We start from the raw sequence: 24907 nt of genomic DNA on the forward strand, positions 1-24907 counted from the left end.
GCGCCCGCCACCAGCAAGGCACCGGCGCCCAGGGTGCCGGCCATGAAGTTTCTGCGATTCATCAGGCAACTCCCAGGATAGATGACAGGTGTGCATTGAGGAATTTGCCATCGGGATCCAGGGCCTGGCGCACCCGAGTGAACTCATTCCAGCGCGGATACAGGGTCTGCAACGTGCGGGCGTTGAGGGTATGCAATTTGCCCCAGTGTGGCCGCCCGGCGTATTTCCAGAAGATCGGCTCGACGGCGGCAAAAAAATTGTGATGATCCATGGTGTAGTGCTGGTGCACCGAGATAGAGCAACTGTCGCGACCTTCAAACATGCTCAGGGGAATATCGTCAGCCTTGACGTAGCGGTACTCGATGGGAAACCAGGTCCGCAGGTCCTTGTCGCGGATCAGCTTGAGGATTTCCCGCAGGCAGGCCGGGCCGTGCTCAGCAGGCACCGAATACTCCATCTCGTTGAAACGCACATTGCGCACGTTGGCGTAGATTTCGAACGACTCCGCCACACGCTCCTGGAAACTGGCGAAATAACGCAGGCTGTTGAGCAACGTACGGCGCGTTTCGGGAAAGTCGCTGACATATTTGTCGAGGTTTTCAATAATCGATACAAACTCATTGCCACCCTCCTCTGCCGAGTCGATCGGCGGGGTTGGAGCGTCGCTGGTCTCGTTGAGGGCGATGGACAAGGCGTAGTCGGAATGCGTCACCACCAGCATTTCCCAGTGCTGGTTCTCCCGCGTGTTTTTCGCCACATCCTCCAGCAGCTCTTCAGTCTTGGCGATCCATTGGCGCTCCCGCAGGCGGTAAGGCTCGCGGTTTTGCAAACGCACCCGGGTGGTCACCCCGAGCGCGCCCAGTGACACCCGAGCCGCATTGAACAGCTCGCGCTCACGCTCGGCGTCGCAGTCCAGCACCTCGCCCTGGGCCGTGACCAGTTGCAGGCCAGTGACACCGGCGGAATACGAGGTAAACCCAACCCCGGTGCCATGGGTCGAGGTGGCGATGGCACCCGCCAGGGTCTGGTAGTCAATGTCCGCCATGTTTGGCAGCGCCTGGCCGATTGCCTTGAGTGCCGGGCCCATGCGCGACATGGGCGTGCCAGCGGCGAAGGTGGCTTGCAGGGTGCTGGCATCATGGTCGAGCAATCCATTGAAAAAACTCAGCGACAGTAACGTGCCATCTGTCGGCACCAAGGCACTGAACGAATGCCCCGAGCCCACCGGGCGAATCTTGCCCGGAGCCTGGCGAATGACCTGCACCAACTCTCCCAGGTCCTTGGGTGCCAGCCGCTCAAGGGGCAGGCAACTCTGTGCCCCCGACCAGTTGCGCCAGGGTATCAACCGCGGCGCCCGGGCCAACTGGGCCAGTGCTGGGTTACTGCTCATTGCCATGAACGCACCGGCCACGGCCGAGCGCTGTAACAGTTGCCTGCGTGAAAGCACCATCACCTACCCCATTATTCTTATTGGATGTGAACACCAGCCATGAAACTGATCAGCCCCAGGAACTGCTCCTGCGAGCACTGCATGCACAGGCCCATCGGCGGCATACCGTTGTAGCCGTTGAGGGTATGGTCCAGCAGCGTGTCCGCGCCCTGTGCGACACGCGGGCTCCAGGCATGGCTATCACCCGTCAGCGGCGCACCGGAGGCCGGGTTGGCATGACAGAGCTTGCAACTGCTGTCGTAGAGCTGGGCCAGGGCCGGATCGGAAGGCATCGCGTTGCTCACTACCGCACGCTGTGGGGGATGTTGCGATTTGTCGTCACAGGCTGCTAGCAGGCCGAGCAAGGCCAGCAACAGACCAATGCGGCGGGGGGTCGTAGACCACATAGCCACCCTCTCTGTTTTGTGTGTGAAGAGCTGGGTTCACACTAAGTCAGCAGCGGCATGGCGTTGAGGGTATTGGGGGACACAAAGGGGGCTTGGGCGGACAGGATGGGCCCGCCCTTTCATCGACGGTTCTGGAGCCGCTCCATCAGGTATCGGCCAATAATTGCGCCAGTCGCGGGCGTAGTTGTGGGTGTTCGGGCACGCGCAAGCCAAACGATTCTTGCAGCAGTGCCAACAGTTCCTCGACATCCGTGATCGTGCGCTTGTCGCTGTCACGGCCCAAATGATGAACTGCGTAGTTGCCATTGTTTAACGTGCGCCGTAGGCCAGGCCCGATCAGCGCCACTTTCAACTGTTGGATGAACGGTGAGTCGGGATGAGTCGAGACATACCAATTGCCGATTTCATAGTCGAAATGCGACTGCGACTGCAGGTCGAACACGTACAGCCCGCGCCACTCTTGCGCAACCTGGGCCCACAGGGTGTAGCTACCCTCGCTCAAGGTCAGGCGGTAGGGTTCGTGGGTCGTGGCCTGGGGCGCCTGATTGTCCAGTTGCAAGGGGCTGGTCGGCACCATGCCACCAAATGCGACATCGGTGATGTAGCGCACACCTTCAAGGGTCACCAGGCTCAGGCGATGGGTGCGCGCGGTGTGTGCATCAGGCGGCCCGCCTATCACCACCCGGCCGGTGATTCCCCGCGCATCGAAGCCCAGCTCTTGCAACAACGCGAGGAACATCTGGTTCAGTTCATAGCAATAACCGCCCCGCCCCTCGAACAGGACTTTTTCCTCGATCCTGGCCAAATCAAGGGACACCGGCAGCCGCGACAGAACCGAGAGGTTTTCGAAAGCGAAGGTCGTGACATGGCGCAATTGCAACTGCGCCAAGGTCTCCAGCGTGGCCGCTGGCGGGGTGTCATACCCCAGGCGTTGCAGGTACAGGCGGCTGTGGGTCAGGCGAGGAGACTCCTGGGACATGGCGCGATCCTTGGACGCGAGGCGAAGGGGTTCACTAATACCCTTAACCGTGGTCGCTGCCAATACAGATCTGGAGCAACCGAGCGTAGGAATGCGGCACAAACTTTCTGAACCTTTGTGAGCCTGATTGCATCAACTCCATATCAAAACAGGGAGGCGATATGAGCACGGCAACGATCTACACCATCCAATACAGGCTGCATGGCGAACCCAAATCCTTTGTGGTGCGGGCGGAGGTGATGAATAACGCCGAAGCATGGCACTGGGCCAGCTGTGACGCCGGGGTGGCCCACGTCGGGCGTATTGGCCGGCCTGGCCATGAGCGCACCAAGAAAACCACCCGGCCATGGGCGGAAAAGTACGGCATCACCGAGGTTACCTGGATCGCACCCAAGCACCTGTAGGAACCGGCTTGCTGGCGATGACGATCTCGGCGGATACGCCGGGCTCAAGAGCCCCATCGCTGGCAAACCAGCGCCTACGCTGGATGCACGACCACTATCGTTCAACTTTCCCACGCCCAACCACAAACCATGAGAAGATGCCGCCCCGCGCAATACCCCTACTTGGCTCATGGAGACTGCCCCCCGCATGTTTGAGATCAAACCTGTCGATCCGCAAACCTATCGTCAGCAGACCCGCCGCAGCACATTGATCGTCGCAGTCATCTTCATTGCCCTGGCCATGCTGCTGTCGAGCCTGGCCGTGATGCTGTTTGGCGAGCCCGGCGGCGACAACTTTCGCTTTAATGTCGGTGGTGTGGTGGCTGGCGTCGTGCTGACCATTGCCCTGGTGCGTGGCCCGCTCTGGTCAAAGGCCTGGCTGGCGCCGGCGATCTATGGCTGGCAGCTCAAGCGCAACCTGATGCGGGTGACGAACATCATGCACAAGGTGACCGAGCGGGCACAGGCCAACGATCCGACAGCGATGAAGTTGCTGCGGTTCTATCACTTGGGACTGACGCAGATGCACGACCTGGATGCCAATTCCAGCGCACAGGTGCAACTGGTCAGCGAGATCGAACAACATAAGGCGCAGATGAAGGCGCTGGGGATCAAGGCAGAGCAAACGCGCTTGGACCCGGCGTGGCTGGAGGCCATGAAGGACAGTTGATCTTGTAGGAGCCCGCTTGCGGGCTCCTACAGGAGGGATCAGACGGCGGCGATCGCGCTCAGGTCCAGATGCCCATCCTTGAGCGGCGGGCACCAGTAGTAGCCACCGGTCAACGGCGTACTGATGCGGTACAGGCCATCGACAATCCCGTCTTCCAGGCCGCTCATGCGGCGCAATTGGGCCTCAAAGGCGTCGAAAGAGTGACCGAACGCGAGGAACATCAACCCCGCCTGGCCATTTTCCGCCCAAGGCATGGAGCGGCGCACCACAAAGGCTTCGGGGCTGAAGCTCTCCTGGGCGGTGCGCTTGACGTGGGCGGACTCGGGGGCGTCGTCCAGTTCTTCGTTATCGCCATGGCGACGACCGATGATGTGGTCGCGCTCCTGGGCCGGCAAGGCGGCGAAACCGTCCAGGTCGTGCTGCCATTGCTGGATCGCGGCAAAACTGGCGCCGCTGCCTGCGACTGCAGCTTCGACTGCCGCATCGTCGTGGGGGTTTTCGGTGCCATCTTCGTAGTCGGTCAGGTCGAAGCCGGTCTTGTAGCGGAAACCTTCCGTCATCTGCACCAGGCGAAATGCCGGCGCCAGGGCTTTTTCAAAGGCCCGGCTGCGCAGCAGCAACTCACCCCGGTCTTCGCCATGCAGCCAGCACCATAAGGCCTGTTGGGTCGACGGGTTGTTGGCGCCCGGCCCCGAGGTATGCGGGAAGCTGCGCAGCCCTTCGATGTGCACGCCGAGTGCCTTGACCAGCGGCTCACCCAAACCCACCACCACTGCCGAGTCGACCAACTGCACCAATGCGTCGAGCGCTGCCGGCACAGCGTCGATGGACTCGACGGTAAAAAACAGATGGCGTGCCTGCAACGGCACCGGTGCGGCAAGAATGCCCGGCTGGTACTGACTCATATGAACTCCTTCAAGAAAGCCGCGTAGTTTACCCGGCACAGCCCCACTGTGCGTAGGGAAATACGTGTAAGCCTTGCAACAGAGCCCTCGGATGGAGGAATCTCTGACCCAAGCTGTGCAACCACTCCAGGGGTAGCGACATGACCACCAATCACCTGCTTGCCAATCTGTTTCCCACCGCCGATGACATTCCCGAACAATTTCGCCTCGCCGCCCCCATCGAGCAACGCGACTACCTGGTCGACGGCCAATTGCATATCTGGGATGGCCCCTTGGCCCAGGTCCGCAGCCCAGTCCAACTGGCGGGCGCTGACGGCGACACGGCGGTCATTATCGGCAGCACGCCGCTGCTGGATGCCGAGACCGCCCTGCTCGCCCTCGACGCCGCAGTGCGCGCCTATGACCGTGGCCAGGGCCAATGGCCAACCCTGCGCGTGGTCGAGCGTATCCAGCACGTCGAGGCGTTTTTGCGGCGCATGCGCGAACAGCGCGATGCCGTGGTGAAACTGCTGATGTGGGAAATCGGCAAGAACCTCAAGGACTCCCAGAAAGAATTCGACCGCACCTGCGACTACATCACCGACACCATCAATGCCCTCAAGGAACTGGACCGTCGCTCCAGCCGCTTTGAACTGGAGCAGGACACCCTGGGGCAAATCCGCCGCGTGCCCATGGGCGTGGCGCTGTGCATGGGCCCCTACAACTACCCGCTCAATGAAACCTTCACCACGCTGATCCCGGCCCTGATCATGGGCAACACCGTGGTGTTCAAGCCCGCCAAGCTTGGTGTGCTGCTGATCCGTCCATTACTGGAGGCCTTCCGCGACAGCTTCCCAGCCGGTGTCATCAACGTCATCTATGGCAGCGGCCGTGAGACGGTCAGTGCGCTGATGGCCAGCGGCAAGGTGGATATCTTTGCGTTTATCGGCACCAACAAGGCCGCCAGTGATTTGAAAAAACTGCACCCGCGCCCACACCGCCTGCGTGCAGCACTGGGACTGGATGCGAAAAACCCCGGCATTGTACTGCCGGAGGTCGATCTGGATAACGCGGTCAACGAAGCCGTCACCGGCTCGCTGTCCTTCAACGGCCAGCGCTGCACCGCGCTGAAAATCCTGTTTGTGCATGAAGCCGTGGTCGAGCGTTTCATCGAGAAGTTCAACCACAAACTCGCCACCCTCAAACCGGGCATGCCCTGGGAGGACGGTGTATCGCTGACACCGTTGCCGGAGGTGGGCAAGGTCGACTACCTCAACGGCTTGGTGGCCGATGCCGCGCAACACGGGGCCAGGGTGGTGAACACCAATGGCGGTGCCAGCCGTGGCTCGTTCTTCTACCCGGCGGTGCTGTACCCGGTGAACCCACAGATGCGTGTGTATCACGAGGAGCAGTTCGGCCCGGTGGTGCCCATCGTGCCCTACCGCAACCTGGACACGGTGATCGACTACGTCCTGGAGTCGGATTTCGGCCAACAACTGAGTATCTTCGGCACCGACCCGGCACAGGTCGGGCGCCTGGTGGACACCTTCGCCAACCAGGTGGGACGGATCAATATCAACGCCCAATGCCAGCGCGGCCCCGATACGTTCCCGTTCAATGGCCGCAAGAACTCGGCCGAGGGCACACTGTCGGTGCATGACGCCTTGCGGGTGTTTTCAATCCGCACCCTGGTGGCAACCAAGTTCCAGGACAGCAATAAGGCGCTGATCAGCGATATCATTCGTGACCGGGCGTCGAGCTTCCTGACCACCGACTATATTTTCTAACCCCCTGTGGGAGCGGGCTTGCTCGCGATGCAGGCACATCAGTGCAGGTGATGTTATCGCAGGCAGCCAGCTCCCACATCCAGATGAGGCCCTCTTAATCCCGATGAATCTGCCGCCCTTCGCCCGCCGCCTGTTGCGGCCACTGCTCGATCCCTATCGTCGTTATCGTCACGCCAAGCTGATCCACGCCATACGGGTTTCCATCGGCCTGCTCGCAACCATTCTGCTGACCACCGGTATCAACCTGCCCCACGGTGAATGGGCGTCGGTGACCATGCTGGTAGTGATTGGCGGCTTGCAGCATCACGGCAATATCGGCAAGAAAGCCGTGGAGCGGGCCTATGGCACGCTGATCGGTGCCAGCGTTGGCCTGCTGCTGGTGGCGCAGCAGGCTTACCTCGGCCAACCATTGTTGACCTACCTGTTGATGTCAGTGGTATGCGGCTTCTTTTCCTATCACGCCATCGGCAAGGGTGGGTACACCGCGCTGCTGTCAGGGATCACCGTGTTTATCGTCGCCGGCCACGGGGACAACCCACTGTCCGACGGCCTGTGGCGCACCGTCGACATCTTGATCGGCATCGCCCTGGCCCTGGCGTTTTCCTTCGCCCTGCCGCTGTATGCGGTGTATTCCTGGCGCTATAACCTGGCCAGCGCCCTGCGTGATTGCGCCACGCTCTACAGCCGGATCATCAGCGGCCAGTCGGTTACCGATGATGAGCATCTCAAGCTGCTCAATCGCCTGAATGCGGCGATGCTGCAATTGCGTTCGCTGATGCCATCGGTGTCCAAGGAAGTGCGGATCTCCATGACCGAGCTGGACGCGATCCAACGGCATCTGCGCCTGTGCATCAGCACGCTGGAAATTCTTGGCAATACCCGCCCTGATCCACGGGATGAGCAGGCCATGGCGCGCGTGCAGTTGGCGCTCAAGACACAACATCGGCAGATTCGCGTGCAGCTGATCGGGATGGCGCGGGCCCTGCAATCAGGCGCCACACAGCGGTTGGAGCGCCCCGGCCAGGCGGTGCCGGTTACGCAAGCCGCCCTGGAAGCTCCCGTGCACAGCGCGTTGGATGGCTATCGGTTATTGACCGCGCAGTTGGCGGCCAATGTCGACGCGATGCACGCACGATTGGCGAAAAGCGCCAAGGCGTGGAAGATCTGAAGCCTTTTACACAAAAACGTATTCCTACATTTTCTCTTACATTTTTTTCACGATTTATTCACATCCGCAGACGTAGTGTGAAGCCTCATCCGTTACAAACGTTGCACATCAAGCCCGCCGCCCCAGCGGGCTTTTTTTTGCGCGCGATTTGATAAGCCGCACGGGAGCTGTCCTGCTCCCGTACTTGCTTGTGTTGAATGGATCAGCGCGCGGCTTTACTGCTGGCCGGCATGGTGGACTGTTCGCGAATTGCGCGCTGGGTATCGAGTACCCGCGCCAGCGCGGTTTCGGCTTCAGGGCTTTGCTGCGGCACACGAATGGCCGCCGAGACCAGTGTGATCAGCTTGGCCATGACTTCCGCGTCCGTGGCCGGGCGCCCCAGGCTCATGGAGTTCATCAGCAGGCGCAGTTCGGTGCCCGCCATCACCCCGGAAATCGCCTTCAGGGCAAATTGCAGACGCACCCCCAGCTCATTGCGCGGCAGGTCGGGCAACGCCAGGGCGAAGGCTTCGAAGAAGCGCTGGAACACCGGCTGGTAGTGGACCTTGAGGTATTCCTGGATGAACGGCGAAGTATCGCTGTAGACCCGGCCGAGGAAGCGGATGAAGGAGCGCCCTTCACCGCTGGCCGGATCACTGCGCTCCAGGCCCATGGCCGGGGCGAACAGAACACCGAGCAAAGTATCGCAATCGAGCGGGCCGTCAGACTCGGCCTCGCAGCGGGCAAGCAACTCCAGGCGCTGCTCGTTGAGCGGCTCCAGGCGTTGCATCAGTAATGTTTTCATCAGGGAGTCCTTGTCCCCGAAATGATAATTTACCGCGGCGAGGTTGACCTGAGCCTTCTCGGTGATTTGCCGCAACAACACGGCGTCGTAGCCGTACTTGATGAAAAGAGCCTCTGTCGCATCCAGCAGTCGAGTCTTGGTTACATTTGGAGCGCTGAGTTTCTTCGCGACCATATAAGTTCCACGGGGGAAATATGTTTTAAAACAAAATTTGATTTTTTATACCGGGGCGGGTGCGCGAAAGCAAGCAGTGACACTGCACCCTACTATCCAAACGCATTGCTGGTCGCCCTTTAAACGGTTTCCAAAGAGTAGGCCCAGGCGTTTTCCAGCGGTTGGCATCGGCTCTGCCACGGGAAAAACCGCTCTATGTCTGTAGCTGGCGAAGCCGCTGGATCACAGTTACTATTCAAACAATGTTTTTAAAAAAAGAATAAAAACCAGCTGTTGGCAGCCACACCGCAGGCCCTGAAGATGTTACAAATATTTTCAGGATGCGCCGGATTGCCAAAGCGCAAGGCGTAGTCATGATGACAGATACCCCAACGCTCCCAGGCTTTATTTCTCTGCAAGGCATCGGTAAAAGCTATCAATTGGCCGGACAGCACCTGGCCATTCTCAATGATGTCAACCTGTCCATCGCCCGCGGAGAAAGCTGCGGCATCCTCGGCGCCTCCGGTTCCGGCAAAAGTACCCTGCTCAATATCCTCGGCCTGCTGGACCTGCCCGACTGCGGTGCCTATCGCTTCGCCGGCCATGACATTTTCAACGCCACGCCGGATCAACTGGCCGCCATCCGCAACCAGCAGATCGGCTTTGTCTTCCAGAGTTTCAACCTGCTGCCACGCCTCAGCGCCCTGGACAATGTCGCCCTGCCCCTGAGTTATCGCGGCGTATCGCGCCAGGAGTCGGTGGCGCGCGCCCTGCATATGCTGGAGCAGGTAGGCCTGGCCGAACGGGCCCATCATCGCCCCGCCGACCTGTCCGGCGGCCAGCGCCAGCGGGTGGCGATTGCCCGGGCCCTGGTGGGCGCGCCGGCGGTGATCCTGGCTGACGAGCCCACCGGCAACCTCGACAGCCACACCGCCCAGGACATCATGGATCTGCTGCTGGCCCTGAACCACGAGCAAGGCGTCACGTTGATCATCGTCACCCACGACCCGCATATCGCCGAACGCCTGAATCGCCAGATCCTGGTACGCAATGGCGTGGTCCATGAGGCGCAGTGCGTATGAGCCTGAGGGTCGAACAGAGCCTGAGCCAGTTGCTGCACGAAGCGTTTGTCAGCCTGCGAACCCTGGGCAAGCGCTCCATCCTGGCCTTGCTGGGGATCGTCATCGGCAGTTCATCGGTGGTCGCGCTGATCAATATCGGGCATAACGCCGCCGAAGATGCAGCCATGATTTTCAAGGACATGGGCACCGATACCCTGGTGGCGCAGTTCCCGCCCAAGGGCAACAGCACCGTGCCGATGCCAACCAGCCTGGACCTGCAGGCCGTACGCCAGGCTGTGCCAGGCATCGCCCACATCGGTGCGATTTCCTCGTTTAGCGGGCCGGTCGTCTTTCATGGTCGCACCACCAACGCCGGCTTGATTGGCAGCACCCCCGGCCTCAAGGACGCCATGCGCCTGGCGCTGCGCGAAGGTCGCTTCCTGTCCGAGTTCGACAGCGGCGAAACCTACGCGGTGGTCGGCGATCAGATCGCCCAAGCGTTGAGCATGCCCGGTGACCCGTTACGCCTGGGCGATCGGGTACGGGTCAACGACTATCTGTTCCTCATCATCGGTATCCTGCAGAACCAACCGCGCTCGATGCTGATTCCAGTGCAAACCAACGAGTCACTGTTCATCCCCGCAGCGGGAATGCGCCGTATCTATTCCTCGCCGCAGGTCGGCAGTGTGGTCCTGCGCGCGACGCCAGGCCAGGACATGGAGCGCATCGCATCCGATGCCACCAAAGCCTTGAGCGCTCAACTCATGGACCACACCGTCGAGATCCAGATCCCCCAGCAAATGATCGACGGCATGACCCGGCAAAGCCGCACATTCGCCTATCTATTGCTGGCCCTGGGGGCCATCTCCCTGGTGGGCGGCGGGGTCGGCGTGATGAATGTGATGCTGATGAACGTCTCGGAACGCCGCCGGGAAATCGGTATCCGCATGGCCCTGGGTGCTCGCCAGCGGGATATCCGCAACCTGTTCCTGCTCGAAGCCGTCACCCTCACCGCCGTCGGCGCGCTGTGTGGCGCGGTAATGGGCATGGGGGCGGCCTATCTCTACGCCTGGCTATCGGGCTGGCAGTTTTCCCTGGCCGTCTCGGCCCTGCCCCTGGGCGTGGGCAGTACGTTGTTGGTGGGATTGTTTTTCGGTATCTACCCGGCCATTTCGGCGTCACGCTTGCAGCCAGTGGAGGCCCTGCGTGATGAATAAACCCCTGCTGCTGCTGATCGCCCTGGCAAGCCTGCCCTGTGTGGCCGCCGACATCGTGATCCGCCCTTCGGCGCCGACCACCACCCGCAGCGGCTATGAGCGCAGTGCCTCACTCAATGCCCAACTCACCACCCTGACACTGGGCGATGCGGTGTACCTGGGCCTGCGCAACAACCCGGCGATTCGCAGCGCGTACCTGCAACGGGTGGCACAGAAGTTCGACCTGCGGGTGGCCGAAGACGCCTTCAACCCCAAGCTGGTACTCAACAGTGCCTACCGCACCACCCAGGGCAGCGACGACCGCGCCCGGAATGCCAACCTGGCACCCACCACCAGCTTGCTTGGCGAATACGGCACCCGGCTGAGCATGGGCTGGACCCAACAATTGAACAATGCCAACCGCGCCGGGCGCTACCGCAGCGACGGCCTGGACCTGGCCGTCATCCAGCCGCTGATGCGCGGTGCCGGCTGGGACGCCACCACTGCACCGCTACGTTTGTCGCGTCTTTCCGAACAGGCCAACCGCTTGAACCTCAAGGCCAACGTCGCACAGACCATCAGCCAGATCATCGCCACCTACCGTGAATTGCTGCGGGCCCAGGAGCAACTGAGCATCGCCCAGGAAGCGCTCAAGCGTTCCAATACCCTGCTGGAGGTAAACAAGGCGTTGATCAATGCAGGGCGCATGGCCGAGTTCGAAATCGTCCAGACCGAAGCCGACATCGCCTCGCAGCAATTGAGTGTCGAGGAAGCCCAGAACCAGTTGGATATGAGTCGTCTGTCGTTGCTGCGCCTGCTGGCTCTGGACCTGGCGACACCGATCCGTGCCACCGAAGCCCTGGAAGCCTCGCGCATGGACATCGACAAACGCGAAGCCTTCAACCTGGCGCAGAACCAGCAACCTGAATACCTCGCGGCCCTGCTGGGCAGCCAGCAGGCTGATCTCAACCTGGTGATCGCCAAGGATTCCGGGCGCTGGCAGGTCGATCTGGTGGGTGGGGCCAATCAGATCCGCGCCAACACGGATAACGACGCGGGCAGCACCAGCAATCGGCGTTGGGACAGTTATGCCGGTGTCCAGGTGCGTATTCCCATCGGCGATATCAGTACCCGACAGGCTGAAGTCCGCGCACGGGTCGATGTGGAGAACCAGGCCATCCTGATCACCGACGCGCGCCAGGAACTGGAGCGCAGCGTCAATAACGTGGTGCGCGACCTTGGCACCCGCTGGCGCCAGTATGAAATTGCCCAGCGGGCCGTGGAACTGTCCCGGCGCAAGATCGAGATCGAGCGGGAAAAACTTGGCGCCGGGCGCTCCACCAACTTCCAGGTGCTGAGTTTCGAAGCTGACTTGCGCAGTGCCGAAAACTCCCGCCTCAATGCGCTGATTGCTTATTTGAATGCCCAGACCCAGCTCGACCTGACGCTGGGCATGACCTTGGAAAGTTGGGAAATCGCCCTCAATGACTACTAGAAAAGCCCTGCTGGGCGCTGGACTGCTGATACTGCTGGGCGCTGCCGGATTCGCGCTGCTCAGTCGACCAACGCCTGCCGCCGATCAGGCTGGCACAGCCGAGCAATGGCTGGAGGTGAAAAGTGACTCCCTGGTGCACCAGATCGGTCTGGTAGGCAAGATCGAACCGGATACCACCATGACCCTCACGGCCCCCTTCGATGGCAACGTGCAAGCCAACCTGGTGGAACAGGGCCAACGGGTCGAAGCTGGCCAGGTCCTGTTGCGCATGGACCCTGCCACCCTTGAAGTGCAACTGCGCGAAGCCCTCTCCACACAACTCAAAGCCCGGCGTACCGTGCAGGAAATGCAGGACTGGGACGCCGGCCCAACCGTCAGCCGCGCCCGGCGCAGCCTGCGCACCTCGCAAATGAGTGCTGACAACACCCAGCGCAAACTGCTTGAAAGCGAAAACCTGTTCAAGCGCGGCATCATCCCGCGCAATGAATTGGACGACCTCAAGCAACAGGCCCAGCAGCAACAACTGGACCTCAGCGCTGCCCGCAGCGAACTGCAGCAGGCCCTGGACCAGGGCAAGGGCGAGTACCGGCAGATTGCAGACATGGAATTGACCAATGCCACGGTCAAGTACGAGGCCCTGCGCAAACTGCTCGAAGGCCAGGAGGTCAAGGCACCGTTTTCCGGGATCGTCGTGCCCGCGCCAGGCAGCAACAGCCCCCAGGGCGGCGGTAACAGCAACCCACCGGTACAGGCCGGGAGCAAGGTCGGCCAGGGCCAGGTGCTGTTCGGGCTGGCCAATATCGAACGCCTGAAGATCGTCGCCAAAGTCTCGGAACTGGATATCAACCAATTGCATCAGGGCCAGCCGGTGGAGGTCATGGGCGACGGTTTTGATGGCGAGCACCTGAGTGGTTCAGTCAGTGTGGTCAGCGGCCTGGCGATCGCCAATGATAACCAGGGCAGCGCGCAATTCCAGGTGACCCTGTCCATTCCCAAATTGACCGAGAAACAGCTGCAAAGGGTCCGCCTGGGCATGAGCGCCCGCCTGACCATCGTGACCTATAACAATGAGCAGGCGATCATCGTGCCGGCCCAGGCGATCAGCCAGGATGCCGGGACCATGAGCGTGGAGTACCGGGCGGCGATGGACAAGCCGGTGGAACGGGTGACGGTCACCACCGGCCAGTCCACCGCGCAGGGCGTGGAAGTGTTCGGGCTCAAGCCCGGTTTCGTAAAAATGGATGCGCCCCCAAATTAAACGCAGATCCATTTTTGTAGGAGCGTTAACGTTGATGCCAACGCTTTAGCTTGAAGCGCCACATCCGTCACCGCCGTACTCTCCCACCACATGCCGCGCAGCGGTGGGCCCATGGCAAACAACCGCTCACTGACCACGCCCTGCTCGTCCAGCACCGCCCCCGATGCATCCGCCGCAATCCCCAAGGCCAATGGCCCAGGCTTGATCAAGCCGCGTGCCAGCAGTTGCCGGGGCAACGGCCGGGCCACGCGGCGCCAGTCATATTCGATCCCGCTGGAGTTGATCAACGCCGCGCCACTGACGTGGGTGGTGTGTTGTTCGCCACGACGGCGCAGGCGCAGGGTCACTTCGCCGTTTACCGTGGGTTCAAGGCCCTGGAACGATGCCGCCTGGATCCGCAGGCGCCCTTCCTCATGCAGCCGCGCTACCAACTCGGCGCTCAGGGGTGGCGAGCGATGGTGATGGCTCTCCCACCAGGGCCGTACATGGCGTACGAACTGGCGCTTCTGGCGTTCGCTGGCCTGGCTCCATAAACGGCCGATATGGGCACGTACGGTATCCAGTGGCGCTTGCCAGTCGATGCCCTGGGCCAGGGCGCTCTGGCATTGGCGGCGCACTTCGCGCAGTAATTGCAGCGGGCTGCGCAGGCTGTGATCTTCAGCGAGAAAGTCCACCCAGGCCGGTGGTTGCCGGCGCACATGGGGCAGCAGGCCATGGCGCGAAAAAATTTCGATCGGCCCGCGATGGCCAGCCTGCTCCAGTGACACCACGGCATCGACCATAGTCAGGCCGGAGCCGATGATCAGCACAGTCGACTGGGGGTCCAGTTGCGTCATGGCGTGCACATCCCACGGGTCCACTGCCGCCGCATTCAAGCCGCTGGATTGGGTTTGTGGCGTGCGCGCCGCCGGGAACATGCCGGTGGCCAGCACGGCTTGGGCACCGTGCAGTTGTTGGCCGTCATCCAGGGTCAGGCGCACACCGGCCGGCTCCACCTGCACGTCGACGACCTCGGCGCGAATATGCTCCACCGTTGACGCCGATCCCTCCCGGGCCTGGGCCAGACGCTGTTGCGCGTACAGGCCAAAGATCCCCCGGGGTGGGAACAGCTCGCTGACAGGCACATGTTGCCGGTCCGATTCCGGCCAGCCGCCAGCGGCGATGTACTCGGTCAACCAGTGGGTCAAGTCATCGGCATTGTCCGGGTCCACACTCATGCGCGCGGCATTGCCATTGAGGGTGTGCCCCAACTCTACCGCGCTATAGGCCTCGCCGCGCCCAAGTTCTGCGCGCGGCTCGATCAGCAGAATCTGCCGGGCGCCCGGCAAACGCAGCAACTGCACGGCCAGCATCGTGCCGCTCAGGCCACCACCGATGATCAGCACATCGGCCTTGCGAATGGCCCCAGTCGCCTGTCCGCGTTCGGTTTCACTCATGAAAATACGCCCTTACCGTTTACCCGGATAAATAGCATGCCAGTTGCCCCGCGCCCAGTATCTGACACCTGCGGTGGTTCCGCTGGCTGAAAAATTTGCATCGACACTGAGCGATTGGGGGCCGGTTTCTTTCGTTAAATAGCCAGGCCTGGTCCATTGCAGGAGTTACGCCAAGGTTGAAAAGCCCAATAACGCCTCAGCTTCAGATAGCCGCGTGAACACTCCACACATCCATAAACCAGCAAACTGTTGATTGAGTGTTGGCTGGCCAACAGTTGCAAATCAAGGCACAAACGCCCTGCATTTTATCGTTTTCAATGAAACTGTTAGCGGCATTAGTGGCTTTTTTCGCCTACCGGGAACGCACACCATGGATTGCATCACGCATTCATACCTGATGCCCGGAGCCTGCCATGCACCTCAAACACCCTTTCAGTTGGTCTGCCCTTGCCTTGACGATTGCCATCGGCAGCCAGGCCGCCCAGGCCGCCACCCCGACGAACTTGCCCAGCGAGCAGAACCTGGGCGTCATCGAGCAGGTGTTCGCCTTCCACGACGCCATGCCCACCGGCGTCAGCGTTGCCGAAAACGGGCGCATTTTTGTCAACTTTCCACGTTGGGGCGACGCAGTCCCGTTCACCGTCGGTGAACTGCGCGATGGCAAGGTCGTGCCCTACCCTGACCTGGCAATGAACCAGGCCGACCCAAAGGACCCGGCCAAGGGTTTTATCAGTGTGCAAAGTGTGGTGGCTGATGGGCGCGGGCGCATCTGGATCCTGGACACCGCCGCCCCCGGCTTCTCGACGCCGACACCTGGCGGCGCCAAGCTGGTCGCCGTCGACCTGGCCACCAATCAAGTGGTCAAGACCCTGGTCTTCCCGAAAAACGTCATGCTGCCCAGCACCTACGTCAACGACATGCGCTTTGATTTTCGGGTGGGCGACGAGGGGGTGATCTACATCACCGACTCGTCCCTCTCCGGCCCCGGGGCGATCATTGTCATGGATATCGCCAGCGGTACGGCCATACGCCGGCTCAGTGGTGCCGTCTCGACGTCGGTCGACCCACACTTCGTGCCCAAGGTCGAAGGCCAGGTCCTCAAGGTGAGCGGTGCCGACGGCAGCACCCGACCTTTCTCGGTGGCATCCGATGGCATCGCACTGTCGGCTGACGGCCAGACCTTATATTTCTGCCCACTGTCGAGCCGCCACCTGTATGCCGTGCCGACCGCGCTGCTGCGTGATCCCTCGGTCAGCGAAACGCGGCTCGACATGGCGGTCCAGGACCTTGGGGAAAAAGGCGCCTCCGATGGACTTGAGGCCGATGCGGCCGGTGCCCTCTATGCCGGCGACTACGAACACAACAGCGTGCGCAAACGCCTGGCGGATGGGCAGTGGCAGACCATCGTCCACGACCCGCGTGTGCTCTGGCCCGACACCTTGTCGATCGGACCCGACGGTTATCTGTATTTCATGGCCAACCAGTTGCATCGCCAGGGCATCTTTCACGCCGGCAAGGATTTGCGCCAGAAACCCTACAGCCTGTTGCGGGTGAAGATCGATGCCGCACCCGCGCCCACGCGCTAGACATCGTTTCAGTCACCCCCTGACGAGGCTGCACGATGAACATCGAAGCGCTGAAACTGTTCATGCGTTCAACGGAGCTGGGCAACATCACCGCCGCCGGCAGGGAGCTGGGGCTGGCACCCTCGGTGGCCAGCCATAAACTGGCCAAGCTTGAAGAAAACCTGGGCATGCGCCTGCTGCACCGCACCACCCGGCAGGTCAGCCTGACCGAAGACGGCGCGGTGTTCCTGCCCCATGCGATCCGGGTGCTGGCAGCCGTGGACGAAGCCTATTTCGTGGCGGTCAAGGGCGAGGATGTGCCCAAGCGGATACTGCGCGTCTCGGCCCCCGGCTCCTTCACACGCATGTGCCTGATGCCGGCGATTACTCGGTTCCTGCACGCCAATCCAAAACTGAAGATCGACCTGATCCTCTCCGATGAACTACAGGACCTGACCGAGATTGGCATTGATGTGGCGATCCGCATCGCGGCCCTCAAGGACTCATCCCAGGTGGCCCGCAGGATCGGCTGCGACCAGCGTGTGTTATGTGCAGCGCCGGCTTACCTCAAGGCCCATGGCGAGCCCGTGGTGCCCGCCGACCTGATCAATCACGCCTGCATCCTGCTGGGCGATGAGGATCACTGGCGCTTCATCGGCGCGCCGTCCACCGATGCCCCGGCGATCAGCGGCTCGCTGCGGGTCAATTGCGGCGAAAGCGCACGACTTGCCGCTGTCGATGGCCTGGGCATCGCCTCCATTTCCCTGTGGAACGCCAGGGCTGCGCTGGACAGCGGCGCACTGGTGCACATCATGCCGTCCCACACCCTGGAACAGACGCGCGATATCTGGGCGATTTACCCCAGCGCCCGCCTGATTTCCTCCAAGGCCCGCGCCTTTGTCGAGTTCATGAGCGCCGAATTCCAGGGCGACGCCTGACCCTCCCCGTTCAATCACTGTGAAGGAAAAAAACATGGGTAAAACCACACCAAGGCGTCCGGGCAAAAAAGTCTCTGTGACCCATCAAGACTTCACCCGGACCAACATCGCCAGCGGTTCGCGCGTTGTGCGGCTGGGCGTCACTGACCTGTCGTTCCACCGTGCAACCGCTGCGGTAGTCGCCCAGGTCATGCAACACATGGGCCTGACCGTGGAGCGCCAATATGCCCTGCACGAAGACAACTTCAAGCGCTTGCGCGAAGGCACGATCGACATGCTTGCTTCGGCCTGGATTCCGTTCAGCCACGGGATCTACAAGCAAACGGTCGACGCGGTGACGCCCACTCGCGAGCTGGGCCTGCATTACCAACCGTATGCATTGTGGGGGGTGCCCGACTACGTGAGCGAGCATGCAGTGGCCTCCATCGAGGACCTGCTCAAGCCCGAAGTCCGCGCCCGGATGAACCCGCTGATCCAGGGGATCGGGCCGGGTGCCGGGATTACCCGGTTCTCGCTGAAGATCATGGACGAGTACGGTTTGAGCCGCGCCGGGTATCAGTTCCGCACAGGCACCCAGGATGACTGCATTGACGCCTTTGAAGCCCTGTATCGCCAACAGCATTGGGGCGTCGTGCCACTGTGGCATCCGCAGTTCCTGCATCACCGCTACCGCATTCGTGACCTCAAGGACCCCAAGGGTTTGCTCGGTAGCATCGACCGCGCGGTGCTACTGGCTCGCGAGGATCGCCTGGCGCTGCTGACGGCGGCCGAGATCCAGGTACTGGACAACATTCGCCTGTCCAACGCCATCGTTGCCGAGCTCGACGACGCCTTCAATCGCGGCGAACAGTCGGCCGACGAAGCGGCGAGTGACTGGCTGGCAAGACACCCGCAAACGTTGCGGGCCTGGTTAGCGCCGCTGGCCTGAACAGGCGTGTCTTTCGATGCACTTGACGAATTCTGAATTCGCCACGGGCTGGCTACAAGCCGGTGTTCCTGGGGATTAACTTGGCATTGCAGGCTTTCTGCAATGACCCACCAATGAGGATTCCACCATGCTTTATCTAGTGTTCAGCGGCACCATCAAAGCAGGCAAACAGGCCGAATTCTTTCGTGATGTCGCCGCCGTTTCGCAAAAGCTCACACGCCAGCATGACAAGGCCGTGGTTTATCAGTGGCACCAGGACGAAGAGAACCCCGACAAGTTTTTCCTCAACGAACAATGGGAAAGCGTCGAGGACCTGCACGCGCATTTTGAAACCCTCTACAAGGCCTTCGGCCCGGCCAAGCCTACCGAGCGCCTGCCGGCGAAGATCCTCGCCTACCTGGATGAGGCGCAAGTGAATTTCTACAAGGCTATTGCCTAAATAACCCCGTCCCCCCCTGTGTTAAAGGGGCTGGACGGGGTACCTCATCTGCAAACCCGCGAAAACACACCGGAGACTGTCATGACTTTTCCCTGCTCCACAGCCTCAAAGATCGACCTGATCACGCTTTCCAAACGTCGTTATACAACCAAGCTCTTCGATGCTTCACGCAGGATTCCCAAGGCAACTCTGGAGCTGTTGCTGGAACAACTGCGCAACAGTCCTTCGTCGGTCAACTCGCAACCCTGGCATTTTGTGGTCGCAGAAAGTGAGCACGGTAAAGCACGCATTGCCAAAAGTGTGGAAGGTGCCTTTGCCTTCAACCAGGCGAAAGTTCTCGACGCCTCCCATGTGCTGGTGCTGTGTACCCGCACCCAGATGTCCGAGGAGTACCTGCAGGCCTTGCTCAGTCAAGAGGCGAGCGATGGGCGCTTTCACGACGCGCAAGCCAAGGCCGGCCAGGACCGGGGACGGCGCAGCTTTGTCAACCTGCATCGCTATGATCTCAAGGACGTTCAGCACTGGATGGAAAAACAGACGTATCTGGCCCTGGGCACCCTGTTGCTGGGCGCTGCGGCACTGGACCTTGATGCAACCCCCATGGAGGGTTTCGACAGCAAGGTGCTGGATACCGAACTGGGGCTGCGTGAGCGCGGCTTTACCAGTTCAGTCGTGGTGAGCCTGGGTTATCGCAGCAACGAGGACTTCAACGCCCGCTTGTCAAAGTCCCGGTTGCCGGCCCAGGGGCTGTTCGACTTTATCTGATTGCAGTGACTTGCGCGGGCCTCCAGGAGCCCCGCGCAAGGCGCTAGATGCCGTCAGTAAAAATGCCGAGCTGCCTGGCCATGAACAGCTCATTGCGCTCGACGATTTCCTCGACCACCTTGCCCTGGGCATTGAACCGGAAATAGGTCAATGCGCTCCAGGCCAGGTCCTTGCCACTGACATCGTAGCCATGCCAGGTATTGGAGCCCTTGGCGTGATGCATCAGCGCAACCACCACCACATCACCGGCCACCACTTCCTTCTGGAAGGTGGTCTCGATCGAGTCGTAGCGTTCGGTGACGTTCAGGCGCAAGGCCTGCTTGAAAGGTTCGACACCGACGATAGGCGCCGGACAATCGGGGCGATGAACCACCACATCGTCGGCAAAAAACTCCGCTACGCGCTCAACATCCTTACCGTCGACGCAATACTTGAAGTACTTTTTCACTGTATCCAGATTCTTGCTCATTTCGACTCCGATCAAGTTTTTCCCTGCACCCAACGGCTAGACTGGCAGGGGCAGAAAAAGGTTAACCGGCGGCACAAACCTGAAAAAGTCTGTAGATGGAAAACACACTTGCGCGCAGCGGAGCAATGCTGATGGATCGCTGGACCGAATATGAGTTGTTTGTAAAGGTCGTGGAACTGGGCAGCGTAACCAAGGCCGCAGAGGCCCTGGACCTCTCCAGTGCGGCCGCCAGCCGGCACCTTGCGGCGCTGGAGAATCGCCTCGGCGTCAGGCTGATCGAGCGCAGCACCCGGCGCTTGTTCGTCACCGAAGTCGGCAAGGTGTTCTACGCCAGCACCAAGGCGGCCCTCACGACGATGCAAGGCGCTACCGAGGCGGTCAGTGCGAGCAAAAATCATCCAGCCGGGGTGTTGCGTGTGACCGCATCCTTATCCCTGTGCCTGCAACATATCTTGCCGCTAGTCCCCAGGTTCAAGGTGCTGTACCCGGATGTGCGCCTGGATGTCGTGGCCGAGAATCGCTACCACGACATCATCGATGACAACATCGACGTGGCCCTGCGTACCCGTGACAGCGAGCCGGACTCCAGCCTGGTCATCCGCCGCCTGACCGATACGAGGCGCATACTGGCCGCCTCGCCGGACTACCTCGAACGCAACGGTCACCCCGAACATCCGCAGGCGCTGGCTGAGCATCAGTTGTTGCTCTACAGCTACGCCACGGATCCCTATGAGCTGACTTTCCAGCGCGAGCACGAGACCCTCACGGTACCCGTCACCCCTGCGTTCGAGTCCAACGACGGTTATCTGCTCAGGGCCATCGCGCTGCAAGGGATGGGTATCCTTGCGCAACCAACGTATGTGATACACGACGATATCGCCGCCGGGCGATTGACTCCCGTGCTGACCGACTGGGACCTGCCCCGCCTGGAAATCAACCTCGTCTACCCTTCGCGGCAACACCTGCCGGCCAAGACCCGCGTGTTTATCGACTTTATCGTCAAGTCGTTCCAGCACCTGGATTGAGTGACCGTATTCAGTGCTGGATCACCGCTTTCAACACGGTCTTGAAGGTCTCCAGCTGCGCTTCGCTGAATTGGCTGAAAACCTTGTCCTGCTGCTCGCGGGCGATGGTCCACAGCGACTCGGTTTCGTCGATGCCCTTGGGGGTGAGTTTTACCCGTTCCTGATCATCGCGCACCAACGCCTTGCGCTTGAGATTGTTCACCGCCTCTTCGATCTCGCGCGCCGGCATTGCCACTTCGCGCTGTAAATCGGCCAGGCTCAGGCCAGCGTCGTTTTCCAGCACCATCAGCATCCGTGCTTCACTGGTGCGCAGGCCGGTGGACAGTTGGCGTGGTTGGTAGCTGGCCTGATAGGCCCGCAGCGCCTGGGTCATCAGGTAGTAGAGGTTATGGCTCAGGCGGCCCTGGAAATGGCTGCTCGGTGGCTGGCCGTCCTCGCGTTTGGTCATGCGGGTGTGCGGCAACACCATGGAATACGCGCCCTGGTGATACAGCAACGGCGAGCGGCCGCAGTCGTCGAATGCAACCACTTTGCCAATCATGATCCAGTGATCACCGCCGTCTACCTGCTGGTACTTCTCGCACTCAAAACGTGCCGAGCAGTCAGCCAGCACCGGAGCCCCGCCCTCACCGACCTGGTACTCGACTTCGGCAAACCGGTCTTCCTTGGGGCGGGCAAAGTTGTTGGACAGGTCGATCTGATCGGCGGCCAGCACATTCACCGCAAAGTGGCTGGCGGCCTCGAACACTGCGTGGCTGGTCGAGCGTTTGTCGATGCTCCACAGGATCAGCGGCGGGTCCAGGGACACCGAGTTGAAGCTGTTGGCAGTCACGCCAACCTTGCGCCCTGTGGCGTCAGCCGCCGTCACCACGGTGACGCCGGTGGCGAAATTGCCCAGTGCGCGACGAAACGCGCGGGTATCGATGCCAGCAGCCGTTGTATTTTCAGTAGACATGCAAGACTCCCGGGCAGGCCGATGGCCCTGCCCTGATTGTTCTTATAGGTAAAGAGTGGTGGGTCAAACCATCGCTGGGTCTGGCTCCAGGCCCATCAGTTCACGCCCCAGGATCTGTGCGCAAACATCGTAGTCGGTGTACGCATGCGCCCCGGTGAGGTGCGCATCGCGAAACAGCCGTTGCAGTTCGTTGGATTCAAACCACGCACCGCCGCCAGCGGCCTCCATCAAGCGGTCTACCGCCTGGATGCACATCTTGGTCGCGTAACCCTGGTTGGTCCGCCAGAACGCCAGGGTGCCACGGCTTGGATATTCATGGCGCTCGCTGTGCTCGGCGATCTCGCTCCAGCTCTTTTCCAGCAAGGCCCGCGCGGCGGCCACCTGATGCGTGGACTCGGCCAGGCGTATCAGCGCCGGTGTCGCTGCGCCGACTGCCGCACCGGTGTAGGCCCGCACCCGGTTTTTGGTCTTTTCGCGGAACACGTCGAGCATGCGCTCGGCGATCCCCAGGCTCACGGTGGAGAAGCCGCTGGCAAAATACGGACGGTACGGGGCGAAGAAAATCTTGCTGTGCGGATACAGGCCAAAACCCGCCGACTTGCCCTCCATCATGTCCTTGGCCTTCTGGATGCGGTGCTCGGGCACGAAGGCCTGATCGACGATCAAGGTCTTGCTGCCACTGCCACGCATGCCCACGGCAAACCAGTCGTCACGAATCGTGTAGTCACTGCGCGGCAGCACGGCGAAGCAATAGTCCTGGGTGCCTTCGGCGTTTTTGCGACGAAAGCCCATGATCGCCCACTCGGCATGGTCACAGCCTGAACTCCAGCCCATCTCGCCGCTGAAGGTCACGCCACCCGGCACTTCTTCGGTACGCCCGAACGGTGCGATGCTGCTGCTGGCGGTCGCGTCGGGGTCAGTCCCCCAGACCTCGTCCTGCAGCTTTGACGGGAACATAGCCATCTGATGGCTATGCGTACACAGCAGGCTCATCGCCCAGGCAGTGCTCGCGCAAGAGCCGGCCAACAGCGCGATGCATTGGGCAAAATCCGGCAGGGAGATTTCCATGCCACCGTACTTTTTCGGCAGGAACGCCCGATGCATGCCGATGCCCTTGAGCAACGCGATGTTCTCGGCAGGCACGCTACGGTCGTTCTCGGCGGCGAAGGCATTGGCAGCGATAGTGGGCAAGACCGACTTCAGGTCTTCCAGCAGAGGGTTTGGCTTTTTCATGGGTCGTCTCTTTATTATTGGATATCCCCATTCCTGGTGCGCCTGCGTCCTGCTCAAGCGAAAGACAGGGTAAAACCACCGGGAACGTTCGTAATGACACGACCAGTATGTGACCCAGGGTCGCAGCGCAAAATGCACGTTCCAGATGGAAGATTGTACTTTCCATGGCCCACAAAAAAGCCGCCGCAGAAACTGCGACGGCTCAGCAAAGGCACAGCCTTATGTAGGCGCTGGCTTGCCAGCGAAAACCGCCCAGGCGCCGCATTCATCCAGGTGCCCGGTATCGTTAGCCGACTCCTACAGGGTTAGCGATAGCGCTCAAGCCAATGCGCGTAAGGCGCCGGCAGGGTCCAGGAGGCCTTGTCTACTCCCAGTTCCTTGGCGGCGAAGTACGCCCAGTGTGGGTCGGCCAGGTGTGCACGGCCTACGGAAACCAGGTCCAGATGACCGGCCTGCAACGCGCCTTCGGCCAGTTGCGGCGTGCCGAACCCCCAGGCTGAAGTGACCGGCAGACCGGCTTCGCGGCGCACGCGCTCGGCAATCGGGCCCATGAACGCCGGGCCCCAAGGGATATTAGTGTCAGGGATAGTGAAGCCGACGCTGACGCTCAGCAGGTCCAGGCCGCCCGCTTTGAAACGGCGAGCCAGTTCGATGGATTCTTCCAGGGTCTGTTCGTCGCGCCCGTCGTACTCGATTACGCCAAAACGTGCGGTCAGTGGCAGGTTTTCCGGCCAGACTTCACGCACGGCGGCCAGGGTTTCAAGCATGAAGCGGCTGCGGTTGTCCAAGCTGCCACCGTAGGCATCGGTGCGCTGGTTGGAGTGCTCGGAGAAAAAGCTCTGCCCCAGGTAACCGTGGGCGAAATGCAGTTCGATCCATTCAAAGCCAGCATCGCGGGCTCGGCGGGCGGCATCGACGTAATTCTGTTGGACGCGGGCAATGTCTTCCAGTGTCATCGCACGCGGGACGTTCGGCAGGTTCGCGCCAAACGCGATGGCCGATGGCGCGAGGGTTTGCCAGCCACGGGCGTCGCCTGCGGGGATATGGTCATCGCCTTCCCACGGACGGTTGGCACTGGCCTTGCGCCCGGCGTGGGCAATCTGGATGCCGGGCACCGAGCCTGCAGCCTTGATCGCCTGGACCATAGGCACGAAGGCTTGTGCATGGGCGTCGCTCCAAATGCCGGCGCAGCCAGGGGTGATACGACCTTCAGGTGCAACGGCGGTTGCCTCGACCACCACCAGGCCAGCGCCACCACGGGCCAGACCGGCAAGGTGGACGTGATGCCAGTCGTTGACCAGGCCATCTTCAGCCATGTATTGGCACATCGGCGGAATGGCGATGCGATTGCGCAACGTAACGTCTTTGAGTGTGAAGGGTTCGAACAATGCAGCCATGGGAATGCTCCTGAAACGAGGGTAACGTTTGATTCGATAGTTC

At 61.1% G+C, this 24907-nt stretch carries 24 protein-coding genes; 14 read left to right on the forward strand and 10 right to left on the reverse strand.

Features of this window, described 5'->3' with window-relative positions:
• Positions 1-61: 61 nt before the first annotated feature.
• From H097_RS17430 to H097_RS17440, 3 genes are all read right to left on the reverse strand, one after another.
• Positions 62-1390, reverse strand: coding sequence for a D-arabinono-1,4-lactone oxidase (locus H097_RS17430; RefSeq protein ID WP_162237651.1), 1329 nt, complete (start codon positions 1388-1390; stop codon positions 62-64).
• Positions 1391-1467: 77 nt separating this feature from the next.
• The gene (locus tag H097_RS17435; protein WP_032861319.1) at positions 1468-1836 is read right to left on the reverse strand and encodes a c-type cytochrome; all 369 of its coding nucleotides are present in this window, start codon (positions 1834-1836) and stop codon (positions 1468-1470) included.
• A 145-nt stretch (positions 1837-1981) separates the two neighbouring features.
• Complete coding sequence (locus H097_RS17440) at positions 1982-2815, reverse strand: arylamine N-acetyltransferase (protein ID WP_032861320.1); 834 nt, start codon at positions 2813-2815, stop codon at positions 1982-1984.
• A 161-nt stretch (positions 2816-2976) separates the two neighbouring features.
• On the opposite strand from H097_RS17440, the gene H097_RS17445 reads away from it, so the two are divergent.
• On the forward strand, positions 2977-3219 hold the full coding sequence (locus tag H097_RS17445; RefSeq protein WP_032861322.1) for a DUF6555 family protein: 243 nt from the start codon (positions 2977-2979) through the stop codon (positions 3217-3219).
• Between the two features lie 187 nt (positions 3220-3406).
• The gene (locus H097_RS17450) at positions 3407-3928 is read left to right on the forward strand and encodes a DUF3087 family protein (RefSeq protein WP_032861323.1); all 522 of its coding nucleotides are present in this window, start codon (positions 3407-3409) and stop codon (positions 3926-3928) included.
• 38 nt (positions 3929-3966) lie between these two features.
• On the opposite strand, the gene H097_RS17455 is transcribed toward H097_RS17450, so the two are convergent.
• Complete coding sequence (locus H097_RS17455; protein WP_032861324.1) at positions 3967-4833, reverse strand: Dyp-type peroxidase; 867 nt, start codon at positions 4831-4833, stop codon at positions 3967-3969.
• Positions 4834-4973: 140 nt separating this feature from the next.
• On the opposite strand from H097_RS17455, the gene H097_RS17460 reads away from it, so the two are divergent.
• Together H097_RS17460 and H097_RS17465 are read left to right on the forward strand one after the other, a co-directional pair.
• Complete coding sequence (locus H097_RS17460; RefSeq protein WP_032861325.1) at positions 4974-6599, forward strand: NADP-dependent glyceraldehyde-3-phosphate dehydrogenase; 1626 nt, start codon at positions 4974-4976, stop codon at positions 6597-6599.
• A gap of 103 nt (positions 6600-6702) precedes the next feature.
• Positions 6703-7767, forward strand: coding sequence for an FUSC family protein (locus H097_RS17465; RefSeq protein ID WP_032861326.1), 1065 nt, complete (start codon positions 6703-6705; stop codon positions 7765-7767).
• 202 nt (positions 7768-7969) lie between these two features.
• Here the strand turns inward: H097_RS17465 and H097_RS17470 are convergent, their stop codons facing one another.
• On the reverse strand, positions 7970-8725 hold the full coding sequence (locus H097_RS17470) for a TetR/AcrR family transcriptional regulator (RefSeq protein WP_032861327.1): 756 nt from the start codon (positions 8723-8725) through the stop codon (positions 7970-7972).
• Positions 8726-9078: 353 nt separating this feature from the next.
• On the opposite strand from H097_RS17470, the gene H097_RS17475 reads away from it, so the two are divergent.
• The 4 genes from H097_RS17475 to H097_RS17490 are packed head-to-tail and all read left to right on the forward strand — an operon-like array spanning position 9079 to position 13714.
• Positions 9079-9786, forward strand: coding sequence for an ABC transporter ATP-binding protein (locus tag H097_RS17475; RefSeq protein WP_032861329.1), 708 nt, complete (start codon positions 9079-9081; stop codon positions 9784-9786).
• Positions 9783-10982 carry an ABC transporter permease gene (locus H097_RS17480; protein WP_032861332.1) on the forward strand — a complete coding sequence of 400 codons (1200 nt, stop codon included), beginning with the start codon at positions 9783-9785 and terminating at the stop codon, positions 10980-10982. Before H097_RS17475 ends, H097_RS17480 begins: the two co-directional genes overlap by 4 nt.
• Complete coding sequence (locus H097_RS17485) at positions 10975-12456, forward strand: TolC family protein (protein ID WP_032861334.1); 1482 nt, start codon at positions 10975-10977, stop codon at positions 12454-12456. The genes H097_RS17480 and H097_RS17485 overlap by 8 nt, the downstream gene beginning before the upstream one ends.
• Positions 12446-13714 (forward strand): HlyD family efflux transporter periplasmic adaptor subunit, encoded by a 1269-nt coding sequence (locus H097_RS17490; RefSeq protein ID WP_032861335.1) that lies wholly within the window; start codon positions 12446-12448, stop codon positions 13712-13714. Before H097_RS17485 ends, H097_RS17490 begins: the two co-directional genes overlap by 11 nt.
• Here the strand turns inward: H097_RS17490 and H097_RS17495 are convergent.
• Positions 13711-15150, reverse strand: coding sequence for an FAD/NAD(P)-binding protein (locus H097_RS17495; RefSeq protein ID WP_032861336.1), 1440 nt, complete (start codon positions 15148-15150; stop codon positions 13711-13713). The two genes, H097_RS17490 and H097_RS17495, sit on opposite strands and share 4 nt — an antisense overlap.
• A gap of 413 nt (positions 15151-15563) precedes the next feature.
• On the opposite strand from H097_RS17495, the gene H097_RS17500 reads away from it, so the two are divergent.
• From H097_RS17500 to H097_RS17520, 5 genes are all read left to right on the forward strand, one after another.
• Positions 15564-16736, forward strand: coding sequence for an L-dopachrome tautomerase-related protein (locus tag H097_RS17500; RefSeq protein ID WP_032861339.1), 1173 nt, complete (start codon positions 15564-15566; stop codon positions 16734-16736).
• 35 nt (positions 16737-16771) lie between these two features.
• Positions 16772-17653: a LysR family transcriptional regulator gene (locus H097_RS17505; RefSeq protein ID WP_032861340.1), complete on the forward strand. Its 882-nt coding sequence runs from the start codon at positions 16772-16774 to the stop codon at positions 17651-17653.
• A 34-nt stretch (positions 17654-17687) separates the two neighbouring features.
• Positions 17688-18581, forward strand: a complete 894-nt coding sequence (locus H097_RS17510) for a glycine betaine ABC transporter substrate-binding protein (RefSeq protein WP_082445624.1) — start codon at positions 17688-17690, stop codon at positions 18579-18581.
• A gap of 127 nt (positions 18582-18708) precedes the next feature.
• On the forward strand, positions 18709-19020 hold the full coding sequence (locus H097_RS17515; protein WP_032861341.1) for an antibiotic biosynthesis monooxygenase: 312 nt from the start codon (positions 18709-18711) through the stop codon (positions 19018-19020).
• 111 nt (positions 19021-19131) lie between these two features.
• Positions 19132-19785 carry an oxygen-insensitive NAD(P)H-dependent nitroreductase NfsB gene (locus tag H097_RS17520; protein WP_032861450.1) on the forward strand — a complete coding sequence of 218 codons (654 nt, stop codon included), beginning with the start codon at positions 19132-19134 and terminating at the stop codon, positions 19783-19785.
• A gap of 43 nt (positions 19786-19828) precedes the next feature.
• Here the strand turns inward: H097_RS17520 and H097_RS17525 are convergent, their stop codons facing one another.
• Positions 19829-20254 (reverse strand): ester cyclase, encoded by a 426-nt coding sequence (locus H097_RS17525; protein ID WP_032861343.1) that lies wholly within the window; start codon positions 20252-20254, stop codon positions 19829-19831.
• 131 nt (positions 20255-20385) lie between these two features.
• Here H097_RS17525 and H097_RS17530 point away from each other — a divergent pair, with 131 nt between their 5' ends.
• Positions 20386-21279 carry a LysR family transcriptional regulator gene (locus tag H097_RS17530; RefSeq protein WP_032861451.1) on the forward strand — a complete coding sequence of 298 codons (894 nt, stop codon included), beginning with the start codon at positions 20386-20388 and terminating at the stop codon, positions 21277-21279.
• A 10-nt stretch (positions 21280-21289) separates the two neighbouring features.
• On the opposite strand, the gene H097_RS17535 is transcribed toward H097_RS17530, so the two are convergent.
• The 3 genes from H097_RS17535 to H097_RS17545 form a co-directional block, all read right to left on the reverse strand.
• The gene (locus tag H097_RS17535; RefSeq protein ID WP_032861345.1) at positions 21290-22234 is read right to left on the reverse strand and encodes a p-hydroxyphenylacetate 3-hydroxylase reductase component; all 945 of its coding nucleotides are present in this window, start codon (positions 22232-22234) and stop codon (positions 21290-21292) included.
• Positions 22235-22297: 63 nt separating this feature from the next.
• Entirely contained in the window at positions 22298-23467 is a 1170-nt protein-coding gene (locus H097_RS17540; RefSeq protein ID WP_032861348.1) for a p-hydroxyphenylacetate 3-hydroxylase oxygenase component, read from the reverse strand.
• A gap of 305 nt (positions 23468-23772) precedes the next feature.
• Positions 23773-24864 carry an NADH:flavin oxidoreductase/NADH oxidase gene (locus tag H097_RS17545; protein WP_032861349.1) on the reverse strand — a complete coding sequence of 364 codons (1092 nt, stop codon included), beginning with the start codon at positions 24862-24864 and terminating at the stop codon, positions 23773-23775.
• Between the last annotated feature and the right edge of the window lie 43 nt (positions 24865-24907).

The sequence above is a fragment of the Pseudomonas sp. FH4 genome, from assembly GCF_000510915.2.
Taxonomy (GTDB): domain Bacteria; phylum Pseudomonadota; class Gammaproteobacteria; order Pseudomonadales; family Pseudomonadaceae; genus Aquipseudomonas; species Aquipseudomonas brenneri.